We start from the raw sequence: 26352 nt of genomic DNA on the forward strand, positions 1-26352 counted from the left end.
CCTGCACGGGCCGGAAGAACGCCGGTCCCCGGCCCGGATCCCGTTCGCCTTGCCGCCGGGCCCTCCCCTTGCCCCTGTGCCGGACCGGTGCACCGCCGCCGGTGCCGCGCCGGGCGCGCGGCGGGACCGCCCGCGGCGGAGGTGCTCGCATGCGGTCCGGGGCGGAGCGGAGGGGCCGCGCGCGGCGGGCGGAGCGGGGCGAACTACCCTGGCCGGGTGCGGGTGCGCAATCGTTGGGTGATCCTCTCTGTGAGCATGGCCGCCCAGGTGGCCGGCGTCACCGCGATGTACGGGGTGCCCTTCGTCCTGCCGCAGCTCCGGGACGCCTACGGGATGACCACCGCGCAGGCCGGGATGCTCGCCGGGCTGCCGGCGTTCGGGCTGCTGCTGACCCTGCTCGCCTGGGGCGTGGTGATCGACCGGTTCGGCGAGCGGGCCACCATGGCGCTGAGCCTGGCCCTGACCGCCGGGGCGCTGGGGCTGCTCGCCGCCGTGCGCGGCCCGCTGGGGGTCGGCGGCGTGCTGCTGCTGGCGGGGGCGGCCGGCGGCCCGGTGAACGCGGCGAGCGGGCGGCTGATCCTGTCCTGGTTCTCCGCCCGGGAGCGCGGGCTGGCGATGGGGATCCGGCAGTCGGCGCTGCCGCTGGGCATGGGGCTGGCCGCGCTGGCCCTGCCCGCGGCCGCGGAGCGGTGGGGGTTCCTCGGCGCGATGATGCTCCCGGCCGCCGCGGCGGCCGCCTCGGTGCCGCTGGTGCTGCTGCTGTCCGCGCCGCCGTCCCGCGCGGCCGGGGCGGACGCGGACGGGCGGGCCGCCGGTGCCTCCGGCGCCGCCGCCCCCGGCCGCCGGAGCTCCCCGTACCGGGAGCGGGCGCTGTGGCGGGTGCACGGGGTGAGCATGCTGCTGGGCGTCCCGCAGATCGCGCTGATGACCTACGCCCTGGTCTACCTGGTGGAGGAGCACGGCTGGGCCGCGCCCGCCGCGGGCGCGGTGGTGGCCGCCGCCCAGGTCCCCGGGGCGCTGGGCCGGCTGCTGCTGGGGGTCCTCTCGGACCGGACCGGGGAGCGGATGCGCCCGGTGCGGGCGCTGTCCGCGGTGTCCTGCGCGGCGCTGCTGCTGCTCGCCGCCGCACCGGCCGCGCTGCCGTGGACCGCGGTCCCGCTGCTGCTCGGCTGCCTGGTGCTGTCGATGTGCCACAACGGGCTGACCTTCACCTCGGTCGCCGAGATCGCCGGGACCTCCTGGGCCGGCCGGGCCCTGGCCGTGCAGAACTGGCTCCAGGCGGTCAGCACGACGCTGACGCCGGTGCTGATGGCGGCGGTCATCACCGGGGCCGGGCTGCCCGCCGTGTTCGCGGTGAGCGCGCTGTTCGCCGCCGCCGCGGTGGCGGCGGCGCCGGTCACTTCAGGGAGATCGTGACGGTCTCGCCGTCGTCCGGGTCCTCCCCGGAGCGGTCGGCCTCCGCGCCCCGGGCGACGGTGATCCCGGTGGGGTCGGCGACCTGCCGGACCGGTTCGTCCTCGGGGACGTTCACCATGCTGTGCGCGGCGTAGACCATGTACTCCCACAGCCGCGCCTCCAGCGCCTCGGGGAGTTCGAGGGAGCCGACGGCGGTGCGCATGTGCGCCAGCCAGCGGTCCCGCTCGGCGGCGCCGATCCGGAACGGCACGTGCCGCATGCGCAGCCGGGGGTGGCCGCGGAGCTCGTTGTAGGTGCGCGGGCCGCCCCAGTACTGGATGAGGAAGAGCCGCAGCCGCTCCTCAGCCGGGCCCAGGTCCTCCTCCGGGTACATCGGCCGGAGCACCGGATCGTCGGCGACGCCCTCGTAGAACCGGCGGACGAGGCGGGTGAAGGCCTCCTCGCCGCCGACGGCGTCATAGAACGTCACTTGGTCATCGCGCGCGGAAGTCATAGTCGCCGCCCAGCTTATGCGGTGGGGGCGGCCGCCGCGCAACCCCCGGCCCGGCGCCCCGTGCGGAGGGCGCCGGACCGGGGCCGCGACGGCCGGTCCGGATCAGTCCCGGGTGAGCTTGCGGTGGGTGACCGCGTGCGGGCGGGCCGCCTCCGGGCCGAGCCGCTCGATCTTGTTCTTCTCGTAGGACTCGAAGTTGCCCTCGAACCAGAACCAGTCCGAGCCGCCCTCCCAGGCCAGGATGTGGGTGGCGACACGGTCCAGGAACCACCGGTCGTGCGAGGTGATCACGGCGCAGCCGGGGAAGTCCAGCAGCGCGTTCTCCAGCGAGCCCAGCGTCTCCACGTCGAGGTCGTTGGTGGGCTCGTCCAGCAGGAGCAGGTTGCCGCCCTGCTTCAGGGTGAGCGCCAGGTTGACCCGGTTGCGCTCGCCGCCGGACAGCACCCCGGCCGGCTTCTGCTGGTCGGAGCCCTTGAACCCGAACGCCGCGGCATAGGCCCGGCTGGGGATCTCCACGTTGCCGACCTGGATGAAGCTCTCCCCGTCGGAGATCGCCTCCCAGACGTTCTTGTCGTCGGCGATGCCGGCCCGGTACTGGTCGACGTAGGAGACCTTCACCGTGTCGCCGACGGTGACCGAGCCGGAGTCCGGCTGCTCCTCGCCGACGAGCATCTTGAACAGGGTGGTCTTGCCGACGCCGTTGGGGCCGATGACACCGACGATGCCGTTGGGCGGCAGGGAGAAGCTCAGGCCGTCGATGAGGACGCGGTCCCCGTAGCCCTTGGTGAGGTTCTTGACCTCGACGACGGTGCCGCCCAGCCGCGGGCCCGGCGGGATCTGGATCTCCTCGAAGTCCAGCTTGCGGGTCTTGGCGGCCTCGGCGGCCATCTCCTCGTACCGCTGCAGCCGGGCCTTGCTCTTGGTCTGGCGGGCCTTGGCGTTGGAGCGGACCCACTCCAGCTCCTCGGAGATCCGCCGGGCCTGCTTGGCGTCCTTCTGGCCCTCGACCTTGAGGCGGGCGGCCTTGTTGTCGAGGTAGGTCGTGTAGTTGCCCTCGTAGGGGTAGAAACGGCCGCGGTCCAGCTCCAAGATCCAGGTGGCCACGTGGTCCAGGAAGTAGCGGTCGTGGGTGATGGCGACGATGGTGCCGGGGTACTTCGCCAGGTGCTGCTCCAGCCACTGCACGCTCTCCGCGTCCAGGTGGTTGGTGGGCTCGTCGAGCAGCAGCAGGTCGGGCTGCTCCAGCAGCAGGCGGCAGAGGGCGACCCGGCGCTTCTCACCGCCGGAGAGGCTGGTGACCGCGGCGTCCCCGGGCGGGCAGCGCAGCGCGTCCATCGCCTGCGCGAGCTGGCTGTCCAGGTCCCAGGCGTTGCGGTGGTCGAGCTGCTCCTGGAGCCTGCCCATCTCCTCGAGGAGCTCGTCGGAGTAGTCGGTCGCCATCTTCTCGGCGATCTCGTTGAAGCGGCTGAGCATCGCCTTGGTCTCGGCGACGCCCTCCTCGACGTTCTCCAGCACGGTCTTGTCCGGGTCGAGCTGGGGCTCCTGCGCCAGCATGCCCGCGGTGAACCCCGGCATCAGGCGCGCCTCGCCGTTGGAGGGCTGCTCAACGCCGGCCATCACCTTCAGCAGGGTGGACTTGCCCGCGCCGTTCGGCCCCACGACACCGATCTTCGCCCCGGGCAGGAAGGAGCCCGACACGTTGTCCAGGACGACTTTGTCGCCGTGCGCCTTGCGCACGTTCTGCATGGTGTAGATGTACTCCGGCATGCCTCCAAGCCTAGGGGCATCGCCCAGGTGCCCGGGCCCGTACCGGCGGTCCGGGGGAGGCCGGCCGGGCCCGCGCCGCACCGGCCATTCGGCGCCGGGCGGGCGCCAGCCGCCCGGCGGCACGCCGGCCTCCAGGGCGCGGCGGATGAGCGCCGCCATGGAGTAGCCCGGGGCGGCCCCGGCCACCCGGTCCAGTGCCGCGTCGGCCAGGGCCAGGTCGCCGCGGAGCCAGGCGGCGAAGGCCAGCAGCGACCCGGGGGCCGCGGTGTAGCCGGGGTCGGCCAGGCGCAGCACCCGGCGCCACAGGTCGGCGTGGACCCCGGCCTCGGCCGGGTCGATCCGGAGCCAGGCCTCGTCGCGCACCTCGACCGAGACGAGCAGCAGGGCGAGCCAGGCGACGGCGGCCGGGTCCTCCGGCGGGCGGCCGGCCCGGGCGCCGTCCACCGCGGCGCGGACCGCGCGCTTCCCCTCGGCCCGGAACGCGGTGCGGAAGGGGGCGTGGCCGCCGGGCTCGCGGCGGCTCCACAACCGGGCGCAGCGCGCCTCGGCCGCGACCGTGGCCCGGTCCATCCGGGCCCGCTGCTCCCCGGTGGCCGGGGAGATCGAGTCCAGCAGCGCCGCCCGGTCCGGCCAGGCGCTGAACCCGCGGGCGACCGCCTCCGCGACCGCCGCGGAGCCGGCGGGGTCGACCGGGCTGCCCTCCGGCGGGCAGCACGACGGCGAGGTGCACAGGTAGGACCAGTAGCGGCCGCCGGTGACCCGCAGCGCGTCGCGGAGCTCGACGCCGTGCGCGCGGGCCGCCGCGGCGAACGCGTCCACCTGCGGGGTGATCCGCTCGGCCGGGCCGTAGCCGATCAGCAGGGCGCTCTCACAGCCGTGGTCGCGCAGCGCCCGCAGCGAGCGCCGGGCCACGTCCTCCGGGGCGGGCAGGGGCGGGCGGGAGCACATCATGAACCGGATCCGGCCGGTCGCGCCGTGCACCCCGACCACGACGACGGCGTCGCTCGGGTGGTATCCGACGAGGTAGGGGACGACTCCGACGACGTCGCCGGGGCGGCGGACGGAGATCCAGGGAGTGGCTGTTTCCATGCGCTCACGGTGCGCCACCGCGGCGGGCCGCGGCAACGGCGTGCTCCCGGCCTGTGGACGGCGCCCTGTGGACGGCCGCCGGGGCGCCGATCTCGGCGCCGCCGTCTCGACCGGCGCGGAGAGAGCAGCGGCGCCGGGATCAGCGCCGGAGGGGCGCCGGAGCGCCGGAGGCTCCCGCGCACCGGCGGCCCGTCAGGCCTCCAGCACCCGGGGCTCCCCGGTGACCGCGGGGTCGGCCGGGCGGCGCTCCGGGACCGCGTCCTCGCCGCGCTTCTGCCCCGGGATCGCGGCGGGCCCCGCGGCGACCGGGAGGCGGACCCGGTCCCGCCCCTCGTCCTTGGCCCGGTACAGCGCGAGGTCGGCGATGGTGAGCAGGTCGACCAGGGTCTCCCCGTGCAGCGGCAGCAGCGCGATGCCGACGGAGACGGTGATGGTGATCTCGCCCTGCCCGGTGGGCGGGCGGAGCAGCCCCACCCGGTAGCGCAGCCGCTCCGCGACGCGGCACGCCTCGGCCATGTCCGCGTCGCTCAGCAGCACCACGAACTCCTCGCCGCCGAACCGGCCGATCAGGTCCCCGGTGCGCAGCTGGCCGCCGAGGGTGTCGGCGACGGCCTGCAGGATCTGGTCGCCGACCAGGTGCCCGTAGGTGTCGTTGACCCGCTTGAAGTGGTCGATGTCGACGATGAGCACCGCCGCGGGGCTGTTCTCCCGCCGGGCCCGCTGCAGGCCGAGCTCGGCCTCCTTCTCCCAGGTGGTGGCGTTGAGCAGCCCGGTCTTGGGGTCGTTGCGCGCGGCGGCCTGCAGCTCCTCGAAGAGCAGGCTGCGCTGGAGCATCAGCACCGGCGGCAGCGCGAGCACGAGCAGCGGCGTGGAGAGCCCGGCCAGCACCGCCGCGGTGAGGCCGACGCAGATCTCGACCCCGCCGACGGTCACCGCCTCCCGGCCGCACAGCATCCGCAGCGGCGCCCCGCCGCCGCTGAGCCGGACCGCGGTGGCGATGATGCCGGTGTTGACCACGGAGAACAGGACGCAGGCCGCCACCCCGGCCAGCACTCCCTCCGGAGTGGCCAGCAGCTCCGCGGCCCCCACCGGCCCCCCGGCGGTGGCGGCGGCGTCCGCGGCCGCGAGATGGAACACCCAGGAGGCCGCGGCGCCGGCGAGGCCGACCGAGGCGGCGTTGAAGGTCCGCCGGTGCGCGGCGATCCGCCGGATCCGGTACTGCAGCAGCAGGTAGACCGGGACCGGGACGAGCATCGCGTAGGCCGGCGGGAGGAGCAGGAGGGTGGGGAACCACCAGGCGCCGAACAGGTCGCGGGTGACGCCCTGCGGCGAGCCGAGCCTGCGCATCCCCTCGACGCACAGCGCCGCGCAGAGCACCAGGCCCCCGAAGAGCAGCAGGTCGTCGGCGCGGACGGGCGGGAGTGCGAGCAGCGCCGGCACCGCGGCCGCCAGGGCGCAGACGAACACGGCCCCCATGAAGACCAGCAGGGGGCGGGGCAGGTCCTTCGGATGTCGGGTCGGGGATCGCGCAGGATTCGTACCGCGCCGATCCATCGCCACCTCGTTCTCCCCCCGTTCCCAGGGTCGACGGCCGGGGGCGCCGGCGCAGCCGGGCGGCGCCCCCGAGCCGTGAATCACGGTCGGTGACAGCCTAATCGCCGATTGTGCAAGGAGGGAGGGAAACCGCCATATTGCCGAGGCCGCGCAGGCAGCGGCGGCCCCGTACCGGCCCTGGTTCCGGACCCGGCCGCCCGCCCGGCCCCGACCGCGCCGTTCGCGATACTCCGAACCGATCTGCCCCGTTCCTCCCGCCGTCCGCCGCACCTCCCCGGCGATTCGGAGCCCGGACACCGGCACACGAACGCCCCGGAACCACCGGAGAAAGACCGCGGCACCGACGGCGCCGCCCCGCGGAACGCCCCCGGCACGGAGAGCGGCCGCCCGGTCCGCGTCCCGGCCGGGCGATCGGCGGTTCAGGCCCGCAGGCGGCCCGTTCCCCGGAGGTTCTCCCATCCGGCCCCGCCGCCGGGCGCCCTCCGGGCGCGGGCCCTCCGAGAGGCCGGCCGCTCGGATGCGCGTCGGGCGGATCGCATCCGACGGCACCGCCCCCACCAGGAGCCGTGTCAGTGGAGGCGTACGGACGCCTCGACCCCGTCGATACGGCGGAGAGCGCCCGCTCTGCGGCCTTCCGCCCTTCGGGGCCGACCGTGGCCGCGGCGGCGCGGACGGGGAGAAGGGATCCGCGCGACGCCGGGCGGGGCGTTCAAAAGGCCTGCCCGCGACGGCCTCGCGGCCGCGCCCGCCGGGACCGCGCGGGCGGGGCGGGGTGTTCCGGCGGGGTGCGCCCGGCCGGCCCCGGAGGTCCGGGACCGGCCGGGGTCAGGCCTCGCCGCGCGCTTCGGCCAGGGCCGCCTCGAAGGAGCGGTAGCGGGCCAGCTCCCGCTCGACCGGGGTGATGACGTGCTCCTCGGCCACCGCCTCGACCCGTTCGGCGCAGGCCGCCTCGGTCGCCTCGCGCTCCCTGGCGGCGGCGTCGGAGACCAGGTTCCGGCAGCCGATCGAGGTGAGCCAGCCGGCCAGGAGCGCCGCGGCCGCGACGGCCGCCGCCAGCCCCAGGAAGAGCGGCGAGTCCAGGAACGCGAGGCCGGTGAGGCCGCCGGCGAGCCAGCTGACCAGCACCACCGCGAACCAGGCCAGCCCCGCCCCCGCGGCCGCCACCAGGGTGTACTGCAGCGCGCGCACCGCCCCCCACCAGGAGGGCTCGGCGACGTCCGAGGGCAGCACCGCCGCCACCTCGGAGCCGAGCACCTCGGGCAGGCCCCCGGTGCCGGAGCGCGCGGCCGCGCGGAGGCGCTTGGGCCACGGCGCGGGCAGGCCGCCGGCGACCGCGTCCGCGGTGGTCACCGCGGCCTTCTCCACCTCGGCCTGCTGCGGCGCGACCGGGCTCGCCGCCGCGTCCGAGGAGTCGCGCAGGAAGTCCATGCCCGCGGCGCGCACCGGGTCGCGGCGGAACCGGTCCGCCCAGCGGGTGACCGGCCAGCCGACCCGCCGGGTGCCGCGCCGCGCGTGGCGGGTCTCCACCGCGTCGGCCAGGGCGTCGGTGCCGCAGGCCTCCAGCAGCCGCGCGGCCAGCCGCCGCCGGTCCGGCTCGGGCACCTCCTCCGGGGCGCTCCCCTTCCCGGCCCGGTACGGCTCGAACTCCTCGACCACGCCTTCCAGATCGGCGACCAGCCGGTCGACCGCGGCGCGCCGCCCGGCGACCGTCTCGGTGAGCAGTTCGCGCAGCTCGCGGATGCCGTGCCCGGTGAGCGCGGAGGTGGTGAGCACCCGGGGGTGCACCCCCGACTCGGTCTCCAGCAGCCGGCGCAGGTCGGTGAGGAGCTCCTCCAGCTCCTCGGGTTCGACCCGGTCCACCTGGTTCAGCACCGCGACGGTCACCGCCCCGTAGCCCGACATCTCGGCCAGGTAGCGGTGGTGCACCGCGGCGTCGGCGTACTTCTGCGGGTCGAGCACCCAGATCAGCAGGTCGGCGGCGCCGATCAGCCGGTCCGCCTCGGCGGTGTGCACGGCGCGCACCGAGTCGTGGTCGGGCAGGTCGAGCAGGATCAGCCCGGACAGCTCGGAGTCGTCCCGGTCCAGTTCGCTGGTGCGCGAGTGGCGGTGCCGGGGCGGCACCCCGACCCAGTCCAGCAGCTCGTCGGCGCCCTCGGTGCCCCACACGCAGGCGTGCGCGGCGGAGGTGGTGGGGCGGGTGATCCCCACCCGGGAGAACTCCAGCCCGCACACCGCGTTGAACAGCGAGGACTTCCCGCTGCCGGTGCCGCCGGCCAGCGCCACCACGGTGTGGTCGGCGGAGAGCCGCAGCCGCGCGCCGGCGTGGTTGAGCATGTGCCGGGCGGCGGCGGCCCGCTCCGGGGCGATGTCCTCGCCGCCGATCTCCACTGCAGTGGCCAGCCCGTCCAGCCGGGCGACCAGCTCGGCGCGGGAGATCTCCGGGTGCGGCTGCCAGTGCTCCCGGGTGTCCGGGCGGTACTCGTCGTCATCGGCGCCGGCCACGACGAACCCGGGGTCCGGCACCCAGGGCGCGGGGCCGTCCTCGTCCCGCTCGGCCCCGGTGCCGCCGTCCTCCTCGGCGCCGTCCTCTGCGGCGCCGGCCTCCGGCGCCTCCGCGGCGGAGGGCTCGGCCTCGGCGGGCTCCGCACCGAAGGGCTCAGCACCGGAAGGCTCCGCGCCGGAGGGCTCTGCGGCGGTGGGCCCGGTGCCGGACGGCTCGGGGCGCTCCGGCTCCGCCGCGGCGTCCTCGGCGTCCGCACCGGCCCCGGTACCGCTCCCGGCGTCCCCGGCGGCGGGTTCGGGCTGCGGCCGCACGATGGGGATCTCTCCGGTGCGGCGGCCCGCGATGCGGGTGTCGGCGTCGACGGCCTCGGTGAGGCTGCCGACCCAGCCCGCGAGGTCCTCCGGGTCGTCCATGTCCCCGGCGGCCGCGCCCTGCCCCGGGTCGGCAGCGGGGGCGCCGGCGTCCTCGGCCGCCGGCCGCTCCGGTCCGTCCGGGGAGGCCGGGCCGCCGTCCTGCCGCTCCTGCGCCCCCTCGGTGCGGGGCGCCTCGGCCGGGCCGGGGTCCTGCTCGGCGCGGCGGGGCGCGGCGTGCCGGCCCCGGCGCGCCGGTGCGGAGGGCTCCGCACCGGCGGCACCGGCGTCCGCGGCACGCGGCTCGGCGGCGGCCGGCCGCTCGGGGCCGTCCTCCGCGGCGGGCCAGGGCCCCTGCTCCGCCTCTTCGCCGCCGCCGTCGTCGTCGGTCCGCTCGTCGACGGCCCGGCGCAGCTCGGGGTAGGACCGGTCCGGCCTGCTCCGGGCGGACGGGAGCGGCCCGCCGCCCTCACGGGGCAGCCAGCCGGCGTCGGCGCCGGCGGTGGGCACGATGTACCCGCTCCACCCGTCGGAGGCGGCCCGGGGGGCCTCCTCCCGCTGCCCGGCGCCCTCGGGGGCGTCCGGTTCCTCGCCGGTGTGGGCCGGGTTCCGCTGACTCGTCATCGCGCAATCTCAAGGTTGTACGTGGCCTGGTAGAGCTGGACGGCGTCGTCCTCGTCCGGCAGCCCCGCGGCCGCCAGCGCGTCGGTGAAACGGCGCTTCTCCCCGCTCAGCAGCGTGCCGATCCGCCCGCGCAGGTCGTCGCGCGCCGCCACCCCTATGCTACGCAGCGCCTCCGCACCGAAGAGGCCCTTGAGCAGGCGCTGCGGCGAGGGGCCGGCGCCGCGGCCCCCGGCGTCCACGGCCGGGTAGCCGAGGAGCTCGACGATGAGGATCAGGGTGAACGCCTCCTTGTCGAAGGTGACGAACTTGGCCACCGACCGCTTGGTCGCGCCGTCCGCGGTGAGCATCTCGGCGACCCGGTCCTGCCAGCCGGAGAGGGCCTCGCGGATCCGGCGGGAGAACGCCTCCGGCGGTTCGTCCTGGTAGGCCCGGGCGAGCACGCCCCCGCCGGGGACCCGGTCCCACTCCTCGCCCACCCGGTCGGCGGCCCGCTCCGCGGCGGAGTCCACCAGCGCCTCCAGCGCGTCCAGCACCGCGCCGCGCAGCGCCTCGATCCGGGGTGCGGCGGCCTCCACCGCCTTGGCCTTGCGCTTCCCGCGCAACCGCAGGGTGCGCACCAGCTCGCCGCTGGCGGCGATGTCCTGCCAGCGGGCCAGTACGTTGCCGCGGACCAGGGAGCCGTCCTCCAGGGCGTCGGAGACCTCCTCGGCGGCGTCGCCGTAGGCGTCGCGGACCGTCGCCGCGAGCCGCTGCCTCACCTCCACCTGCACCTCGACCTGGCGGGCGAGCTCGGGCACCCGGGTGCGGAAGCTGTCCACCACGCCGATGAACGTCCGCCGGGTCACCCGGTCGCGGCGGGCCAGGTCGCCCGCGACGTCGGCCAGGTAGGAGCGGATCGGGTCGGCGGTGTTGGCGGTGAACCGGCCGCCGGCGATCTGGTCGGTCTCGGGGATGGAGAACCGGGTCGCCCCGCCCAGCCCGTTGGCCTGCAGCATCGCGGAGAAGTGGTCGAGCAGCTGGTCCCGGCCGCGCTCGGGGACCCGGGAGAGCACCACCGCCAGCGAGGTGTCCCGGTCCCGGGCGACCTGGAGGAACTCCCAGACCCGGGCGTCGGCGTAGCGGCGGCTGGTGGTGACGAACACCCACAGGTCGGCGGCGTCCAGGAACTTCGCGGCGAACTCGTGGTGCGCCGCCACCGCGGAGTCGACGTCCGGGGTGTCCAGCAGGGCGACCCCTTCGGGCATCGACTCGCTGGCGGCCAGCACCAGCATGCCGTCCTTGCCCGGCATCGCCAGGCCCTGCTGGCGCACCCGGGGCAGGGTGGGCAGGAACGAGGCCTCGCTGAACCAGTCGACGTCGGCCGGGTTGCACGCCAGGACCGGGCTGTTGGTGGTGGGGCGGCGCACGCCGGTGGTGGTGACCTGCTCGCCGACCAGGCTGTTCACCAGGGTCGACTTGCCCGCGCCGGTGGAGCCGGCGACCGCGATCAGCAGCGGGGTGTCCGGGCGGCGCACCCGGGGCAGGACGAAGTCCTCCAGCTGGTGCAGCACGTCGCCGCGGGCCGATTCGCCCTCGGCGGCACCGGGCAGCCCGTCGGCGAAGCGGACGCCGCGGATCCGGCCGCGCAGGTCGTCCAGGATCTGCTCGAAGCGGGCGTCGCCCGCTCCTCCGCTCCGGTGCTTGGCCCGGCCGTGCGCGGCGCCGTCGCCGGTGCGCCCGGAGCGGGCCTGCGCCGCGTCCGGAGCGGCAGGCGGCCGAGACATAGCGCTTCCGCCCTTCCCATCGGTCGTCAGGTTCAAGGACCCGGTTCCCCCGTTTGCGTGCCCGTCACTGCCCCCGGCCACCGCCGTGTCCGGCGGAGCCGGCCCCCGGTCGCTCCGCGGACCCGCCCGGTCCCTCGTGCAGTATGTCAAGTTCCCGGGCCACATCGACCACTTCGCCGACGATCAGCACGGCCGGGGGGCGCACCCCCGCGTCGCGCAGCGCCCGCTCCGCGGTGCCCAGGGTCGCGGTGACCGTGCGCTGGGACGGGAGTGTGGCCTCCTGCACGGCGGCGACCGGGGTGTCCGCGGAGCGGCCCCCGGCGATCAGCGCCTCGGCGACCGCGCCGGCCCGCTCCACGCCCATCAGCACCACGACCGTGCCCCGGGAGCGCGCCAGCGCCGCCCAGTCCACGGTGGACCGCTCGTCGGAGGGGGCCACGTGCGCGGAGACGACGTGCACCTCCTGGGAGACCCCCCGGTGGGTGGCGGGGATCCCCGCCGCGGCGGGGCCGGCCAGCGCGCTGGTCACCCCGGGGACCACGGTCACCGGGACGCCGGCCGCGGCGCAGGCCGCGGCCTCCTCCCCGCCCCGGCCGAACACGAAGGAGTCGCCGCCCTTGAGCCGGACCACGAACCGGCCGGCCTGGGCGTGCTCGACGAGCAGCCGGTTGATCTCCTCCTGCTTCATCGCCCGCCCGTAGGGGATCTTGGCCGCGTCGACGACCTCCACGTCGGCGGGGAGCCGGTCCAGCAGCGAGGTCGGGGCGAGCCGGTCCACCACCACCACGTCGGCCTGGGCGAGCAGCTGGCGGCCGCGCACGGTGATCAGCCCGGGGTCGCCGGGGCCGCCGCCCACCAGGGCGACGCCGCGCAGCGGCTCGCGGCCGCGGCGGGCGTCCAGGGAGCCGTCGCCGAGCCCGTCCACCACGGCGTCGCGCAGCCCCGCGGCGCGGCGCGGGTCGCCGTCGGCGATGACGCCCACGGTCGCCCCGGCGGCGGAGCCGGTGGCGGGGGTCCAGGCGGCGGAGGCGTGCCGGTCGTCGGCGCGGACGCTCCAGATCCGGGCGGCCTCGGCCTCGGCGGTGACGGCGGCGTTCACGGCGGGGTCGTCGGCGGCGGTGTGCACCAGCCAGAAGTCGCCCAGGGAGCGGTCGGTGACGTCGCCGGCCCGGAAGGGGCGGCGGTGCCAGGCGATCCGGCCGGCGTCGGCGAGGCCCTCCAGGGCCGGGGTGGCCTCCGGTGCGACCAGCACGACCCTGGCCCCGGCCTCGACCAGGACCGGGACTCTGCGCTGGGCGACCCGCCCGCCGCCGACCATGAGGACGTCGCGCCCCTCCAGGCGCAGGCCGAGAAGATACGTCACCGGGGCAGTCCTCCAGATCCGTGTCCGGGAGCCCGGCGGGTGCGCCCCCGGGTCCCCGTTCCCGCCGCCCGCGACGGCGGCGGAGCGCCTTGCGTGGTTCCGTCGGCCTCCCGGCCGCGCGCCGCCGCGCACGCCGGTCCGCGCTCCCCGGCCGCCGCCGGTTGCGGCGTCGGGATCGCATCCGCCGCTGCTGCGGCGCGGAGCCGCCGACCTGGCCCCGCACCGGGGCGGGCCCCGGCGAACCGGTTCGCGCCCTGCGGGCCCGCGGGCCGGTACGCAGATCGTACCCGCCCGCTTCGTGGGCAGGTGGCCGGAGGATGTGTTTCCGCACGCCCTGTCCGGCCCCGCCCGCCCGGTCCGGGCTCCGCACCGCCGGATTCCCCGCCGGTCGCGGGCTCGCCGGCCCCGCGCGGTCGTAACGCGATCGGTACCCGGCGCCGGGGCGGAGCGCGGCCGGGGAGGCGCGGGGCCGCGCCCGCGCCTCCCCGGTCGGAGCGGCCTCAGCGCTCGGTCACGCCGGCGTCGGAGAAGGTCGCCACGTCGCGCAGGGCGCGGGCGGAGGCCTGCAGCACCGGCAGCGCGAGCAGCGCCCCGGAGCCCTCGCCCAGCCGCAGGTCCAGGTCGACCAGGGGGTGCAGGCCGGTCCGGTCCAGCACCGCGGTGTGGCCCGGCTCGGCGGAGCGGTGCCCGGCGAAGCAGGCCGCCATCGACTCCGGGGCCAGTGCCATGGCGGCCAGCGAGGCCGCGCCGGCGATGACGCCGTCCAGCAGCACCGGCACCCGCAGCGCCGCGCCGCCCAGGATGAACCCGGTGAGCGCGGCGTGCTCCAGCCCGCCGACCGCGGCCAGCACGCCCACCGGGTCGGCCGGGTCGGGCCGGTGCAGGTCGAGCGCGCGGCGCACCACGTCGATCTTGTGCGCGTGCACGGCGTCGTCCACCCCGGTGCCCCGGCCGGTGCACTCCTCCGGGTCGGCGCCGGTGAACGCGGCGATCAGCGCCGCCGCCGGGGTGGTGTTGGCGATGCCCATGTCCCCGGTGACCAGGCAGCGGTTGCCCGCCGAGACCAGGTCGCGGGCGACCTCGATGCCGGCCTCGATGGCGTGCTGGACCTGGGTGCGGGTCATGGCGGGGGCCTGCGCCATGTCCGCGGTGCCCCGGGCGACCTTGCGGGGCAGCAGCCCCGGGACGGACGGCAGGTCGGCGACGACGCCGACGTCGACCACGGTCACCTCGGCCCCGGCCTGGGCGGCGAAGGCGTTGGCGACCGCACCGCCGGCCAGGAAGTTGTGCACCATCTGCCCGGTGACCTCCTGCGGCCAGCCGGTCACCCCCTGGGCGTGCACGCCGTGGTCGCCGGCGAAGATGGCCAGCGCCGCCGGCTCGGGCAGCGGCGGCGGGCACTCCCCGGTCAGGCCGGCCAGCCGCACCGACACGTCCTCCAGCACGCCCAGCGAGCCCTGCGGCTTGGTCATCCGCCGCTGCCGGTCGGTCGCCTCCTCGACGGCCCGGGCGTCCAGCGGGCCGATCGCGGCGACGGTCTCCTCCAGCAGGCTGGTGGCCTCCTCGCCGGGCAGCCCCCGGCGCCCGTAGTGGTCCCGGTGGACCGCCCAGGAGAGGGGGCGGCGGCGGGCCAGGCCGCCCAGGGAGAGCTCCGGCTCGGCGGGGAAGTCCTCCACGTAGCCGACGCACAGGTAGGCGACGACCTCCAGGTGCGAGGGGAGGTCGAGCAGGCGGGCGACGTCGCGCTCGCGGAGCAGGCTGACCCAGCCGACGCCGAGCCCTTCGGCCCGCGCCGCCAGCCAGAGGTTCTCCACCGCCAGCGCGGCGGAGTGCGCGGCGGTCTGCGGCTGGGCGTGCCGGCCGAGGGTGTGCCGGCCGCCGCGGGTCGGGTCGACGGTGACCACGAGGTTGACCGGGGTGTCCAGGATGGCCTCGGCCTTGAGCCCGGAGAGCGCGCGGGCGCGCGCCGCGGGCAGCGCCCCGGCGTAGGCGTCGCGCTCCTCGGCGACCAGGCCGTGCACGCGCCGGCGGACCTCCCCGTCGTGGATGACCACGAAGTCCCACGGCTGGGAGAAACCGACCGAGGGCGCCTGGTGGGCGGCCTCCAGGACCCGGGTGAGGACCTCGTCGGGAACAGGGTCGGGGCGGAAGCCGACCCGCACGTCGCGGCGCTCCCGGATGGCCCGGTACACGGCGTCGCGCTCGTCGTCGGAGAAGGCGTTGCGGTCCGGGCCGGCCGCGGGCGGGGCCCCGGCCGCGGCCTCGGGGGCCTCGGGGGCCTCGGAGACCGGGGCCGCGGCGGCCGGCTCGGCGGCGGGCTCGGGCTCGGCGGCGGGGGCGGGGTCCGGGTGCTCCGGGAGCGGAGCGGCTGCGGAAGCGTTCACGTCGGCCTCGGTGTTCTCGGGAGCGGGCGGCTCGGCCGGCGCGGCGGCCTCGGCGGCCTGCGGCGCGGCGGCCGGCTCGGGGGTCTGGGGGGCGGCGGCCGGCACCGGGGCCGCGGACTGCGGCTCCGCCGGTGCGGCGTGCGCGCCGCCGGTCGCGGGCGCCCGCCCGCCGCCGGACCGCCGGGCCCGGCCGGGCTGCGGCTCCTCCGGCGGCTGCGGCGCGCCGCGGAACGGGATGACGTTGGGCCGGTCCGCCCCGCCCCGGCCCGGGGCCGACCGGGACGGCGGCGTGTGGAACGGGTTGCCGCGCTGGGGCGCCGCGGCGCGGCCCGGCTCCGGGCGCGCGGCCGCGCCGCGCCCCGGCTCGGGCAGGCCGTCCAAGAGCCCGCCGCCGGCGCGGTCCTGGTCCTCGTCGGCTCCCCGGCCCGCCGGGGAGCGGTTGTCGTTACCGGTCATTGCGCTTCCTCACCGGAGCCCGCTCGGCTCCGCCTCTCGTCGGCACGTCGTTTCCCCACTGCTCCCCCCGACTCCGTCCCGTCGCCGGCGGAGGCGGATCCGGGGCCGGCCGCGGACCGCTTCCCCCGTTCGGTCGAGAGCAACTCTGCCAGAATCCGGGCCATCCGGAGGGAAGTCCCCGGTTCCCGGACCGCGACCCGGATCCAGTCCGGCCCCAGCCCCGGGAAGGTGTCGCAGCGGCGGACCGCGATGCCCCGCCCGCGCAGCTCCGCCCGGACCCGGTCGCCCTCCTCCACCTGGACGAGCAGGAACGAGGCGGCGGCCCCGGGGAGCACCCGGGCGCCGGCCCCGGCGAGCGCCGCGGCGAACCGGTCCCGGTCGCCGGCCAGGTTCCGGGCCCACTCCTCGGCCTCGGCGAGCGCCTCCGGGGCGCAGCAGGCCTCGGTGGCGGCCAGCGCCGGCGTGGACACCGACCACAGCGGCTGCCCTTCGGCGAGCGCGTCCACCAGCGCGGCCGGGGCCAGCAGGTACCCGGCGCGCAGCCCGGCCAGCCCCCAGGTCTTGGTGAGGCTGCGCACCACGACCAGCCCGGGGAGGTCGCGGCGGGAGGCCAGCGACTCCGGTTCGCCGGGGACGCAGTCGGCGAACGCCTCGTCGACGACCAGGACCCGGCCGGGGCGGGCCAGTCCCGCCAGGGCCTCGGCCGGGTGCAGCACCGAGGTGGGGTTGGTCGGGTTGCCCAGCACCACCAGGTCGGCGTCCTCGGGGACCAGGGCCGGGTCGAGGGCGAAGCCCTCCCCGGGGTCGAGCAGGACGCGCTCCACCCGGTGCCCGGCGGCGCGCAGCGCGGCCTCGGGCTCGGTGAACTGGGGGTGCACCACCACCGCCCGGCGGGGCGACAGGGCGCGGGCGAGCAGCACGAACGCCTCGGCGGCTCCGGCGGTGAGCAGCACCTCGCCGGCCGGGCGGCCGTGCCGCCGGGCGACGGCGGCGCGCGCCGCGGCCGGGTCGGGGTAGGCCGCGAGGCCGGACAGGGAGGCGGCGATCCGCTCCGCCAGCCACGCGGGCGGCGTCCCGGTGCGCACGTTCACCGCGAAATCGACCAGCCCGGGGCCGGTCTCCGCGTCACCGTGGTGGCGCAGGTCGATCCCGTCCCCGCTCTGCTCGGCCCCGACCGCCACCGGTCGCCCTCCCCCGCTCCGCTCTCCCCCCGAGAACCGGGGCACTCCGGACACTCCGCGACCTTATACCTCCCGCCCTCCCCCGCGACCTGCGCCCCTGCACCGGAGCGGGCGCCGAGGGAGCGGGCACCCCGGCCGCCGCCCTAGCCTTGTCAGCCGGCCCGGCCCGCGTCCGGCGCGGGCCCGAAGAGAGGACGGAGGAGCAGGTGCGCAGCATTCCGCGGGTGGTGATCGCCGCGCCGGCGTCGAGCGGCGGCAAGACGACGGTCGCCACCGGGCTGATGGCCGCGTTCGCCGCGCGCGGCGCCGAGGTGTCCGGGCACAAGGTCGGCCCCGACTACATCGACCCCGGCTACCACGCGCTGGCCACCGGGCGCCCGCCGCGCAACCTGGACCCCGTGCTCTGCGGAGAGGAGCGGGTCGCCCCGCTGTTCCTGCACGGCGCGGCCGGCGCGGACATCGCGGTGGTGGAGGGGGTGATGGGGCTGTTCGACGGCGCGTCCCGGCCGCACCGGCACGACGGGCCGGGCGACTACGCCTCCACCGCGCACGTCGCCGCGCTGCTGGGCGCCCCGGTGGTGCTGGTGGTGGACGCCTCCCGCACCTCCCGGTCGGTCGCCGCCCTGGTGCACGGCTTCTGCACCTACGACCCGGGGGTCCGGGTGGGCGGCGTCATCCTCAACCGGGTCGGCTCCGACCGGCACGAGGAGCTGCTGCGCGAGGCCCTGGAGGACACCGGCGTCCCGGTCCTCGGCGCGCTCCGCAGCAGCACCGGGGTGGAGACGCCGGCCCGGCACCTCGGCCTGATCCCGGCGGCCGAGCGGACCGTGCGCGCCCGGGAGGCGGTCGACGCGCTGGCCGCCCTGGTCGCGGCCTCCTGCGACCTGGACGCGGTGGCGGCCCTGGCGGCGACCGCGGGCCCGCTGCCCGACGCGCCCTGGGACCCGGCCGCGGAGCTCGCCGCGGCCACCGGCGCCGAAGAGCCGGCCCGGACCGGGGCCGCCCCGGTGCTGGCGGTGGCCGGCGGCGCCGCGTTCACCTTCGGCTACACCGAGAACACCGAGCTGCTGCGGGCCGGCGGCGCGGACGTCGCCGTGCTGGACCCGCTGCGCGACGAGGCCCTGCCCGAGGAGGCGGCGGGGCTGATCGTCGGCGGCGGCTTCCCCGAGGTGCACGCCGACGCGCTCTCCGCGAACCGGCCGCTCCGCGGCGCCGTGGCCGGCTTCGCCGCCCGCGGCGGCCCGATCGCGGCCGAGTGCGCGGGCCTGCTCTACCTGGCGGAGAGCCTGGACGGGGCGCCGATGTGCGGGGTGCTGCCGGCGAAGGGGCGGATGACCGACCGGCTCACCCTGGGCTACCGGTCCGCCGTCGCGGTCTCCGACTCGGTCCTGGCGCGCGCCGGGACCCGGGTGCAGGGCCACGAGTTCCACCGGACCGCGCTGGACCCGGCGCGCGGCTCCACCGCCGCCTGGCAGTGGAGCGGTGATGGCGCCGAGGGGTACGCGAGTGCAACGATGATCGCGTCATACCTGCACCTGCACTGGGCCGGGGCGCCGGCGCTCGCCGCCCGCCTCCTGGCCGCGGCGCGGGACCACTCCGAGAAAGGACGTCGATGAGCTCCGCCCCAGGCCCCGCCGCCAGGTCGACCGGTGAAGGGACCCGGCGCATGCCGATGGTGGTCCTGGAGACCGAGCGGCTCACGCTGCGCGCGTTCACCGAGTCCCTGATCGACGACGTCCTCGCGGTCATGACCGACCCGGAGACCCGGCGCTGGCTCCCGCTGCCCGAACCGGGCCGCCCCTACACCCGCGCCGACGCCGAGGAGTGGTGCCGCACCACCGCCCCGTCCATGCGCGCCTCCGGCGAGGGGCAGCAGTGGGCCGCCACCGTCACCGCCACCGGCGGGTTCGCCGGCGCCGTGGGGCTGCTCCGCACCCACTGGCCCTCCCTCGTCACCGAGGTCGGCTACTGGTTCTCCCCCCGCCTCCGCGGCTCCGGCCTCGCCACCGAGGCGGTCACCGCCGTCTCCCGCTGGGCCATCCTCGACCAGGAGATGCAGCGGGTCGAGCTCAAGGCCGCCACCGGCAACACCGCCTCCCGCCGCGTCGCGGAGAAGGCGGGATTCACCTTCGAGGGCGTCGAACGCAACGCCATGCCCCTCCACAAGGGCCGCACGGACCTCGCGGTCTACAGCCTCATCCCGTCCGACCTGTAGCCGGCGGCGTTCCGAACGGGGTCCGGGAAACGCTTCCCGGACCCCGTGTCCTGTCGCCCCCGCATCTGCGGGGCTCACCACTCGATGCCGCGCTGGCCCTTCTGGCCGGTGTCCATCGGGTGGCGGACCTTGGTCATCTCGGTGACCAGGTCGGCGGCGTCCAGGAGGTCGGGGTGGGCGTCGCGGCCGGTGATGACGACGTGCTGGGCTCCGGGGCGGTCGCGGAGGGTCTGCACGACGTCGGCGACGTCGATCCAGCCCCACTTCATCGGGTAGGTGAACTCGTCCAGGACGTACAGCCGGTAGGTCTCGGCGGCGAGGTCGCGCTTGATCTGCTCCCAGCCCTCGGCGGCGTCCGCGGCGTGGTCGGACTCGGTTCCGGGGCGCTGGATCCAGGACCAGCCCTCGCCCATCTTGTTCCAGGTGACGCGGCCGCCCTCGCCGGATTCGCCGAGGACGCGGAGGGCCTTCTCCTCCCCGATCCGCCACTTCGCCGACTTGACGAACTGGAAGACGCCGATGTCCCAGCCCTGGGCCCAGCCGCGGGTGGCCAGGCCGAAGGCGGCGGTGGACTTGCCCTTGCCCGCGCCGGTGTGCACCACCAGCAGCGGGCGGTTGCGGCGCTGGCGGGTGGTCAGCCCGTCGTCGGGGACGTAGGCGGGTTTGCCCTGAGGCATCTGTCTCGCTTCTCCTTGGTCCGAGGTTCGGGGGGGGCGGCGGTGCCGGTCAGGCGGCGCCGCGGGCGGTCCGGGCGCCGCGGACCAGGCCGGTCAGCGCGTCGGCGCCGAGTTCCTCCAGCCGGACCCGGGTGGCGCCGAGCGCGGAGGCCAGCCGGTCCGCCAGGCCCAGGCGGACCGGGCCGGACTCGCAGTCGACGACGACGCACTCCACGTCCTGGGCGCCGATCCAGGCGCCCGCGCGCAGCGCCTCGTCCACGCCGCCGTGCGTGGCGCGGCCGTCGGTGACGACCACCAGCAGCGGGCGGCGGCGCGGGTCGCGCAGCCGCTCGACGCGCAGCACGTCGGCGCTGCGCAGCAGGCCCGCCGCCAGCGGGGTGCGGCCCCCCGTGCGCAGCTCGCGCAGCCGGCGCGCACCGGCCTCCACCGACGAGGTGGGCGGCAGGTCCAGCCGCGCCTCGCGGCCGCGGAAGGTCACCAGGCCGATCTTGTCCCGGCGCTGGTAGGCGTCGAGCAGCAGGCTGAGCACCGCTCCCTTGACCGCGCGCATCCGCTGCCGGGCGGCCATCGATCCGGAGGCGTCCACGCAGAACAGCACGAGGTTGCCCTCGCGCCCTTCGCGCACCGCCTCGCGCAGGTCGCCGCGGCGCAGCACCAGGCCCCGGCCGTCCCGGCCGCGGGCGCGCTGGTGCGGGGCGGCGGCGCGCAGCGTCGCCGCCAGGTGCACCGGGCCGGGGCGCTCGCCCGGGACGCGCGCCCCCGAGGTGCGGCCGAACGGGGTCTGCGCGCGGGACCTTCGGCCGGGCGTGCCCGCGCCGATCCCCTTGACGCTGAACAGCCGGGGGCGGAAGGTCTCCCCCGCCTCCGAGGTGCGCTCTCCGCCGGCGCCCCCGGCGGGGCGGCGGTCGGACTCCTCGCCGGGGCCGCCCTGCTCCGCGGAGGGCGCGGGCCCCGGACCCGGACCGCCCGCCTCGGGCCCGTCCCCGGCGCCGGAGCCGGGGGCGGAGTCGGAGCCGGGGGCGTCCGCTCCCCCGTCCGGACCGGCGCCGTCTCCGCCGTTTCCGCCGCCGTCGGGACTCCCCGGGCCGTCCGGGTCGTCCTCAGGGCCTCTCGGGTCCTCTTCACCCGCCTGGGAGAGGGCCTCGGAGAGGCGGTCCTCGTCGAGGCCGGGGGCGTCGAAGGGGTCGCGGCGGCGCCGGTGCGGCAGGGCGAGCCGGGCGGCGTCGCGGACGTCCTCGGCGGTGACCTCGGCCCGGTCCCGCCAGGCGGCCAGCGCCATCGCGGTGCGCGCGGTGACGATGTCGGCGCGCAGCCCGTCCACCTCGAAGGCGGCGCAGACCGCGGTGACCTGGCGCAGCGCCGCGTCGGTGAGGACCACGCCGGGCAGCCGCTTGCGGGCCGCCAGGATGTGCCGGGCCAGCTCCCGCTCCCCGGTGGCGTGGCGGACCGCGAACGCCTCCGGGTCGGTCTCGAACTCCAGCCGGCGGCGGACCACCTCGGCCCGCTGCTCCGGGTCGCGGGTCGCGGCGACCTCCACGGTGAGCCCGAACCGGTCCAGCAGCTGCGGGCGGAGCTCGCCCTCCTCCGGGTTCATGGTGCCGACCAGGAGGAACCGGGCGGCGTGCCGGACCGAGACGCCCTCCCGCTCGACGTGCGAGGTGCCCATCGCCGCGGCGTCCAGCATCAGGTCGACCAGGTGGTCGTGGAGCAGGTTGACCTCGTCGACGTAGAGCACCCCGCGGTGCGCGGCGGCGAGCAGGCCGGGCTCGAAGGCCTTGACGCCCTCGGTGAGCGCGCGCTCGATGTCCAGCGAACCGACCAGGCGGTCCTCGCTGGCGCCGACCGGGAGCTCCACCAGCCGGGCCGGGCGGCGCTCGGGGACGGCGTCGGCGGGGTGCGGGCCGTCCGGGCACTCGGGGTCCGGGGCGGCGGGGTCGCAGCCGAAGCGGCAGCCGGCCACCGCGTCCAGTTCGGGCAGGAGTGCGGCCAGGGCCCGCACGACGGTCGATTTCGCGGTGCCCTTCTCGCCCCGCACCAGCACCCCGCCGACGGCCGGGGAGACCGCGTTGACGAGGAGTGCGAGTTTGAGGTCGTCCATGCCGACGACCGCGGTGAAGGGATAGCGAGCGTTAGCGCCCACGCAGGTCAGTCCTTCCTTGGGAGTCCACGCCCATGGGTTCGGTCTCGGTGCCGCGCAGTGTCCTGGCTCCCGGATCCGTGCTCCCCCGCCGCCTTCCCGCCGCTCTCCGCGGCAGTGGCGGGGGGGGCGGGGGCGCTCCCCGGTCACAGTGGCGGGTCCGCCCCGGTCTCGCACCGGGTTCCTGCCGTCCGCACCGCCCCCCAGATTCTCATACCGGCGTGTAGCGGCCGATTCCGGCCACCGTTCGCCGGGGAGGCGGCGCGTGAACCGCCCGGCCCCGGGCATACCCTTCTTCTCTGCGACCCCCCGACTTCGGAAGACCCCGCTCATGAGTCTCTTCTTCGCACTCTCCGCCGTGCTGGTGGCGGCGGCCCTCGCCGCGGTGGTCATCGCCGTCGTGGCGGTCGCCCGCTCCTCGGGGCGGCCGGCCGGGCGGCCGCGTCGCCCCCGGCCCGGCGGCGACGGCGGCGTCTACGCCGCGGACCACGGCTCCGCGGCGTCCGGCGACGACCGGAGCGGCCCGTCCGGCGGCGGGTGGGGCGGCCTGTTCGGCGGCGACGGCGGTGGCGGCGACAGCGGCGGCGGTGGCGGCGGGGACTGACCGGCCCTTCCGCCGGACCGAACCGCGTTCTACCATGCGCGCCAGGCCCGCGTACCGAGGGGAGCCGCCATGGCGACGGACATGCGGATCGGACTGGCCCTGGGCTACTGGGGCGCCGGAGCCGACGACGCGACCGGGACGGTCCGCACCGCCGAGGCGCTCGGCTACGACTCGGTGTGGACCGCCGAGGCCTACGGCTCCGACGCCTTCACCCCGCTGACCTGGTACGGGGCCCGGACCGAGCGGATCGGGCTGGGCACCGCCATCGCGCAGATCTCGGCCCGCACCCCGGTGGCCACCGCCATGCACGCGCTCACCCTGGACCACCTGTCCGGCGGGCGGCTGCGGCTGGGCATCGGGGTGTCCGGGCCGCAGGTGGTGGAGGGGTGGTACGGCCGCCCGTTCCCGCGCCCGCTGCAGCGCACCCGGGAGTACCTGGACATCATGCGGCAGGTGTGGCGCCGGGAGGCCCCGGTGACCAGCGGCGGCCCGCACTACCCGCTGCCGCGGCCCGGCGGCGCCGGGCTGGGCCGGCCGCTGAAGTCGATCACCCGGCCGCTCCGCCCGGACATCCCGGTCTACCTGGGCGCGGAGGGGCCCCGGAACGTGGCGCTGGCCGCGGAGATCGCCGACGGCTGGGTGCCGATGTTCTACCACCCCGGGATCAGCCCGGGGCTGTACGCCGACGCGCTGGCCGGCGCCCCCGAGGGGTTCGACATCGCCTGCACGGTGAGCGTGCTGCACGACCGGGACACCGCCGCCGCGCTGCGCGCCGCCAAGGCCCCGATCGCCTTCTACATCGGCGGCATGGGGGCCCGGAGCACCAACTTCCACCTCGACGTGTTCGTCCGGATGGGGTTCGAGGAGGAGGCGCACAAGGTCCAGGAGCTCTTCCTGGCCGGGCGGCGGGCCGAGGCGGTCGAGGCGGTGCCGGACGAGCTCGCCGACGGCCTCACCCTGGCCGGCCCGCTCCCCCGGATCGCCGAGCGGCTGGCCGCCTGGCGCGCCTCCCCGGTCGGCACGCTGCTGGTGGCGGGGGTGCGCGACGAGCCCACCCTGCGCGCCCTGCGGGACATGGTGCTCGGCTGAGCGCGGCGGGACCCCGCCGCGCGCCCGCCCGCCGCGCGCGCCCTCACTCGACCACCCGGGCCAGGGTCCACTCGTCGCCCAGGGTCTCGTAGCGGAGCTCGAAGACGCCGGGGGCGCGGTCCGATCCCGCCTCGACCCGCCAGTGGCGGCGCTGCGGGACGCCGCGGCCGCCCGCGGCCGCGACGTGGTCGGCCCGGAGCGTCACCCAGTGGTCGATCACCCGGCGCACCGCGTAGACCCGCCCGTTCCAGGTGAAGCGCACCGGTCTGCCGCCCTCCTCGACGACATCGATCCGGACACCGTACACAGCGGACACCGCCATCCTCCTCACGTACCTGTACACGACGACGGGCGGGCCTGCGGGGAAGGGCAGGCGTTCGAACACGTGTTCCCATGGTAGCGGACCGTGGCCGATCCCGGATGCCGGGCCGGGCACCTCATCGGTACTCTGTGACGGCGAATCGCGCGATCCACGAAGGACTTCGACACTGTGACGTCAAACGGGCACGACAGCGCCAGACCCCTCCGCACCGGCGACCCCCGCGAGCTCGGCGACTACCGGATCATCGGCCGACTGGGCCGGGGCGGCATGGGCACGGTCTACCTCGCGCAGAACCCTTCGGGGCAGAAGGTCGCGGTGAAGCTGATCCACCCCGACCTCGCCGACGACGAGGACTTCCGGCGCCGCTTCGCCCGGGAGGTCGCCTCGGCCCGCCGCGTCGCCCGGTTCTCCACCGCCGGAGTGCTCGACGCCCGTCTGGAGGGCGAGCCGCTCTTCATCGTCTCCGAGTACGTCTCCGGCCCCAACCTGGCCGAGGCCATCGAGGCCGACGGGCCGATGGCCGGCGGCACCCTGGACGGCCTGGCGATGGGGGTCGCCGCGGCGCTCACCGCGATCCACGGCGCCGGCGTCATCCACCGCGACCTCAAGCCCGCCAACGTGCTGCTCTCCACGGTCGGCCCCAAGGTGATCGACTTCGGCATCGCGCGGGCCATGGAGGACGACGGCGCGGTGACCCGCTCCAGCCAGCTCATGGGCACCCCGGCCTACCTCGCCCCGGAACTGATCGAGGGCAGGGACATCACCCCGGCCTCCGACATCTTCTCCTGGGGCTGCCTGGTCGCCTTCGCCGGCACCGGCCGGACCCCGTTCGACGGGCCCTCGGTCCCGGCGGTGCTGCACCAGATCGCCTCGATGGCGCCGAACCTGGAGGGACTGGACCCCTCGCTCAAGGAGCTGGTCGAGCGGGCGCTGGACAAGGACCCGGCCAACCGGCCCACCGCCCAGCAGCTGCTCAACCGGCTGGTCGGCCAGGACAACCCGAGCGACTCGGTGGTGGACCAGACCGTGGTCCGCTCCTGGACCCCGCCGTCCACCCCGCGGCCGACGGGCGCCGCGGCGATGCTGCCGCCCCCGCCCGGCGAGGACGGCACCCCGGCCGCCGGCACCCCGGCCGCCACCTCCGACCTGGGCTCGGTGCCGACCGCGGCCATGGGGGCCGAGCCCACCGCGGCGATGCCGCCGCAGGAGTCGCCGGGCGCCCCGCCCACCCGCCCCTACGCCCCGCCGCAGGGGCAGGTCCCGTCCGGTCCCCAGCCGGGCGTCCCCGGCGTCCCCGGGCAGCGGCCCGGGCCGTACGGCCCGCCGAGCGGCCCGCAGCCCGGCCACGGCGCCGGCCTCCCCCCGTCCGGTCCGCAGCCGGGCTTCGCCCCGACCCACCCCTCGCCCCCGTACGGGCAGCCCGCGCAGTTCGGCGCCGCCCCCGGCGGTCCCGGCGCCCCGGGCGGCCCCGGCGCGCCTCCCGGCCCGGTCCCGCCGGGCGCCTCCGGTGGGAAGAAGCGGCCGAGCCGGCGCACCCTGCTCATCGGCGGCGCCGCCGGGCTGGTCCTGGTGCTGGCCGGCGCGTCCGCGCTCTACCTGACCGCCGACCCGGCGTTCCCCGCCGAGGCCCGTCCGGTCTACCAGGAGGACTTCGACAGCGGCGCCACGACGTGGACCAGCGAGTACGACACCGAGTTCGAGGAGGACAGCGAGTACGGCCACATCGACAAGCAGTTCGCCGTCCGCGCCTCCGAGAACGAGCCGTCGATGCAGGCCTGGTCCCCCTTCGACGGGAAGCTCCCGGTCCACCTGGGCATGAGCGTCGGTCTGACCTGGCAGGGCGGCCCGGACTACGCGCAGGCCGGAATGTTCTGCTTCGGCTACGACGCCGCCGAGAGCGATTTCGAGGACGACTACCGCCAGTACGAGGTGCTGGTCCGCAAGGACGGCGGCGAGCTGCTGATCCGGCGCAACGACGGCACCGACGGGGCGGGGACGCTGTTCAAGACCTCCGAGGTGCCCGGCTTCGACACCGCGGAGGGGGCCACCAACCGGCTCCAGGTGACCTGCGACCGCGACCTGCCCGACCCCGAGGCCGACCCGAAGGACGGCACCATCACCGTCCGCGCCTGGATGAACGACGAGTACGTCGGCGAGGCCCAGGACGCCACCCCGATCATGGGGCGCGGCGCCGGGCTGAAGGTGGAGCGCACCGGCGGGGGCAGCGGCGGCGACGCCGTCGCCTACTACGACGACATCGAGTTCACCGAGACGGCGCCGTCCACCGAGGCGACGCCCACCGAGTCGCCCTCCGACGACGAGTAGAGCTCGCCGTCCTCCGCGCCCCGGGGCTATAAAGGCTCTT

Annotated in this window: 17 protein-coding genes and 1 riboswitch; of the genes, 6 read left to right on the forward strand and 11 right to left on the reverse strand. The window is 77.0% G+C overall.

The window, feature by feature from the left end; translation table 11 throughout:
• Positions 1 to 216: 216 nt before the first annotated feature.
• Positions 217 to 1416 (forward strand): MFS transporter, encoded by a 1200-nt coding sequence (locus D459_RS0107660; RefSeq protein ID WP_193790237.1) that lies wholly within the window; start codon positions 217 to 219, stop codon positions 1414 to 1416.
• Here D459_RS0107660 and D459_RS0107665 read toward each other — a convergent pair.
• The 8 genes from D459_RS0107665 to cobC all read right to left on the reverse strand — a co-directional run bounded on the left by D459_RS0107665 (position 1397) and on the right by cobC (position 16943).
• Positions 1397 to 1885, reverse strand: a complete 489-nt coding sequence (locus tag D459_RS0107665) for a globin (RefSeq protein ID WP_017592408.1) — start codon at positions 1883 to 1885, stop codon at positions 1397 to 1399. The two genes, D459_RS0107660 and D459_RS0107665, sit on opposite strands and share 20 nt — an antisense overlap.
• Positions 1886 to 2011: 126 nt before the next feature.
• Positions 2012 to 4765, reverse strand: coding sequence for an energy-dependent translational throttle protein EttA (gene ettA / locus D459_RS37615; RefSeq protein WP_152522922.1), 2754 nt, complete (start codon positions 4763 to 4765; stop codon positions 2012 to 2014).
• A gap of 192 nt (positions 4766 to 4957) precedes the next feature.
• Complete coding sequence (locus D459_RS0107675) at positions 4958 to 6241, reverse strand: GGDEF domain-containing protein (protein ID WP_017592410.1); 1284 nt, start codon at positions 6239 to 6241, stop codon at positions 4958 to 4960.
• 903 nt (positions 6242 to 7144) lie between these two features.
• Complete coding sequence (locus D459_RS0107680) at positions 7145 to 9796, reverse strand: GTPase (RefSeq protein ID WP_017592411.1); 2652 nt, start codon at positions 9794 to 9796, stop codon at positions 7145 to 7147.
• Complete coding sequence (locus D459_RS0107685; RefSeq protein WP_017592412.1) at positions 9793 to 11559, reverse strand: GTPase; 1767 nt, start codon at positions 11557 to 11559, stop codon at positions 9793 to 9795. The genes D459_RS0107680 and D459_RS0107685 overlap by 4 nt, the downstream gene beginning before the upstream one ends.
• A gap of 64 nt (positions 11560 to 11623) precedes the next feature.
• Entirely contained in the window at positions 11624 to 12922 is a 1299-nt protein-coding gene (cobA, locus tag D459_RS0107690; protein WP_017592413.1) for a uroporphyrinogen-III C-methyltransferase, read from the reverse strand.
• Between the two features lie 500 nt (positions 12923 to 13422).
• A complete protein-coding gene (cobT, locus tag D459_RS0107695; protein WP_017592414.1) occupies positions 13423 to 15762 on the reverse strand; it encodes a nicotinate-nucleotide--dimethylbenzimidazole phosphoribosyltransferase in 2340 nt (779 codons plus the stop codon).
• A complete protein-coding gene (gene cobC, locus D459_RS0107700) occupies positions 15759 to 16943 on the reverse strand; it encodes an Rv2231c family pyridoxal phosphate-dependent protein CobC (RefSeq protein ID WP_017592415.1) in 1185 nt (394 codons plus the stop codon). The genes cobT and cobC overlap by 4 nt, the downstream gene beginning before the upstream one ends.
• A gap of 224 nt (positions 16944 to 17167) precedes the next feature.
• On the opposite strand from cobC, the gene D459_RS0107705 reads away from it, so the two are divergent.
• Both D459_RS0107705 and D459_RS0107710 read left to right on the forward strand, forming a co-directional pair.
• Complete coding sequence (locus tag D459_RS0107705) at positions 17168 to 18559, forward strand: cobyrinate a,c-diamide synthase (RefSeq protein WP_020380086.1); 1392 nt, start codon at positions 17168 to 17170, stop codon at positions 18557 to 18559.
• 50 nt (positions 18560 to 18609) lie between these two features.
• Complete coding sequence (locus tag D459_RS0107710) at positions 18610 to 19158, forward strand: GNAT family N-acetyltransferase (RefSeq protein ID WP_017592417.1); 549 nt, start codon at positions 18610 to 18612, stop codon at positions 19156 to 19158.
• A gap of 74 nt (positions 19159 to 19232) precedes the next feature.
• Here D459_RS0107710 and cobO read toward each other — a convergent pair whose 3' ends face one another.
• Positions 19233 to 19835 (reverse strand): cob(I)yrinic acid a,c-diamide adenosyltransferase, encoded by a 603-nt coding sequence (gene cobO, locus D459_RS0107715; RefSeq protein ID WP_017592418.1) that lies wholly within the window; start codon positions 19833 to 19835, stop codon positions 19233 to 19235.
• A 49-nt stretch (positions 19836 to 19884) separates the two neighbouring features.
• Positions 19885 to 21975, reverse strand: a complete 2091-nt coding sequence (locus D459_RS0107720) for a putative cobaltochelatase (protein ID WP_017592419.1) — start codon at positions 21973 to 21975, stop codon at positions 19885 to 19887.
• A 55-nt stretch (positions 21976 to 22030) separates the two neighbouring features.
• Positions 22031 to 22159: riboswitch (cobalamin riboswitch) on the reverse strand.
• Between the two features lie 144 nt (positions 22160 to 22303).
• Here D459_RS0107720 and D459_RS0107725 point away from each other — a divergent pair.
• Both D459_RS0107725 and D459_RS0107730 read left to right on the forward strand, forming a co-directional pair.
• Complete coding sequence (locus D459_RS0107725) at positions 22304 to 22576, forward strand: hypothetical protein (RefSeq protein ID WP_017592420.1); 273 nt, start codon at positions 22304 to 22306, stop codon at positions 22574 to 22576.
• A gap of 69 nt (positions 22577 to 22645) precedes the next feature.
• The gene (locus tag D459_RS0107730; RefSeq protein ID WP_017592421.1) at positions 22646 to 23665 is read left to right on the forward strand and encodes an LLM class F420-dependent oxidoreductase; all 1020 of its coding nucleotides are present in this window, start codon (positions 22646 to 22648) and stop codon (positions 23663 to 23665) included.
• Positions 23666 to 23708: 43 nt separating this feature from the next.
• Here D459_RS0107730 and D459_RS0107735 read toward each other — a convergent pair whose 3' ends face one another.
• Positions 23709 to 23987: a DUF6504 family protein gene (locus tag D459_RS0107735; protein WP_040709516.1), complete on the reverse strand. Its 279-nt coding sequence runs from the start codon at positions 23985 to 23987 to the stop codon at positions 23709 to 23711.
• Between the two features lie 168 nt (positions 23988 to 24155).
• Between D459_RS0107735 and D459_RS0107740 the strand changes: the two genes are divergently transcribed.
• Positions 24156 to 26312, forward strand: a complete 2157-nt coding sequence (locus D459_RS0107740; RefSeq protein WP_017592423.1) for a serine/threonine-protein kinase — start codon at positions 24156 to 24158, stop codon at positions 26310 to 26312.
• Positions 26313 to 26352: the final 40 nt, after the last annotated feature.

It is taken from the genome of Nocardiopsis potens DSM 45234 (assembly GCF_000341105.1).
GTDB classification, from domain to species: Bacteria; Actinomycetota; Actinomycetes; order Streptosporangiales; family Streptosporangiaceae; genus Nocardiopsis_A; species Nocardiopsis_A potens.

Coding starts and splice junctions, on each gene's coding strand:
- D459_RS0107730 (WP_017592421.1), top strand. CDS start 22,646: ATGGCGACGGACATGCGGATCGGACTGGCCCTGGGCTACTGGGGCGCC.
- D459_RS0107725 (WP_017592420.1), top strand. CDS start 22,304: ATGAGTCTCTTCTTCGCACTCTCCGCCGTGCTGGTGGCGGCGGCCCTC.
- D459_RS0107680 (WP_017592411.1), bottom strand. CDS start 9,796: ATGACGAGTCAGCGGAACCCGGCCCACACCGGCGAGGAACCGGACGCC.
- D459_RS0107710 (WP_017592417.1), top strand. CDS start 18,610: ATGCCGATGGTGGTCCTGGAGACCGAGCGGCTCACGCTGCGCGCGTTC.
- D459_RS0107735 (WP_040709516.1), bottom strand. CDS start 23,987: ATGGCGGTGTCCGCTGTGTACGGTGTCCGGATCGATGTCGTCGAGGAG.
- ettA (WP_152522922.1), bottom strand. CDS start 4,765: ATGGAAACAGCCACTCCCTGGATCTCCGTCCGCCGCCCCGGCGACGTC.
- D459_RS0107675 (WP_017592410.1), bottom strand. CDS start 6,241: ATGGGGGCCGTGTTCGTCTGCGCCCTGGCGGCCGCGGTGCCGGCGCTG.
- cobO (WP_017592418.1), bottom strand. CDS start 19,835: ATGCCTCAGGGCAAACCCGCCTACGTCCCCGACGACGGGCTGACCACC.
- cobT (WP_017592414.1), bottom strand. CDS start 15,762: ATGACCGGTAACGACAACCGCTCCCCGGCGGGCCGGGGAGCCGACGAG.
- D459_RS0107685 (WP_017592412.1), bottom strand. CDS start 11,559: ATGTCTCGGCCGCCTGCCGCTCCGGACGCGGCGCAGGCCCGCTCCGGG.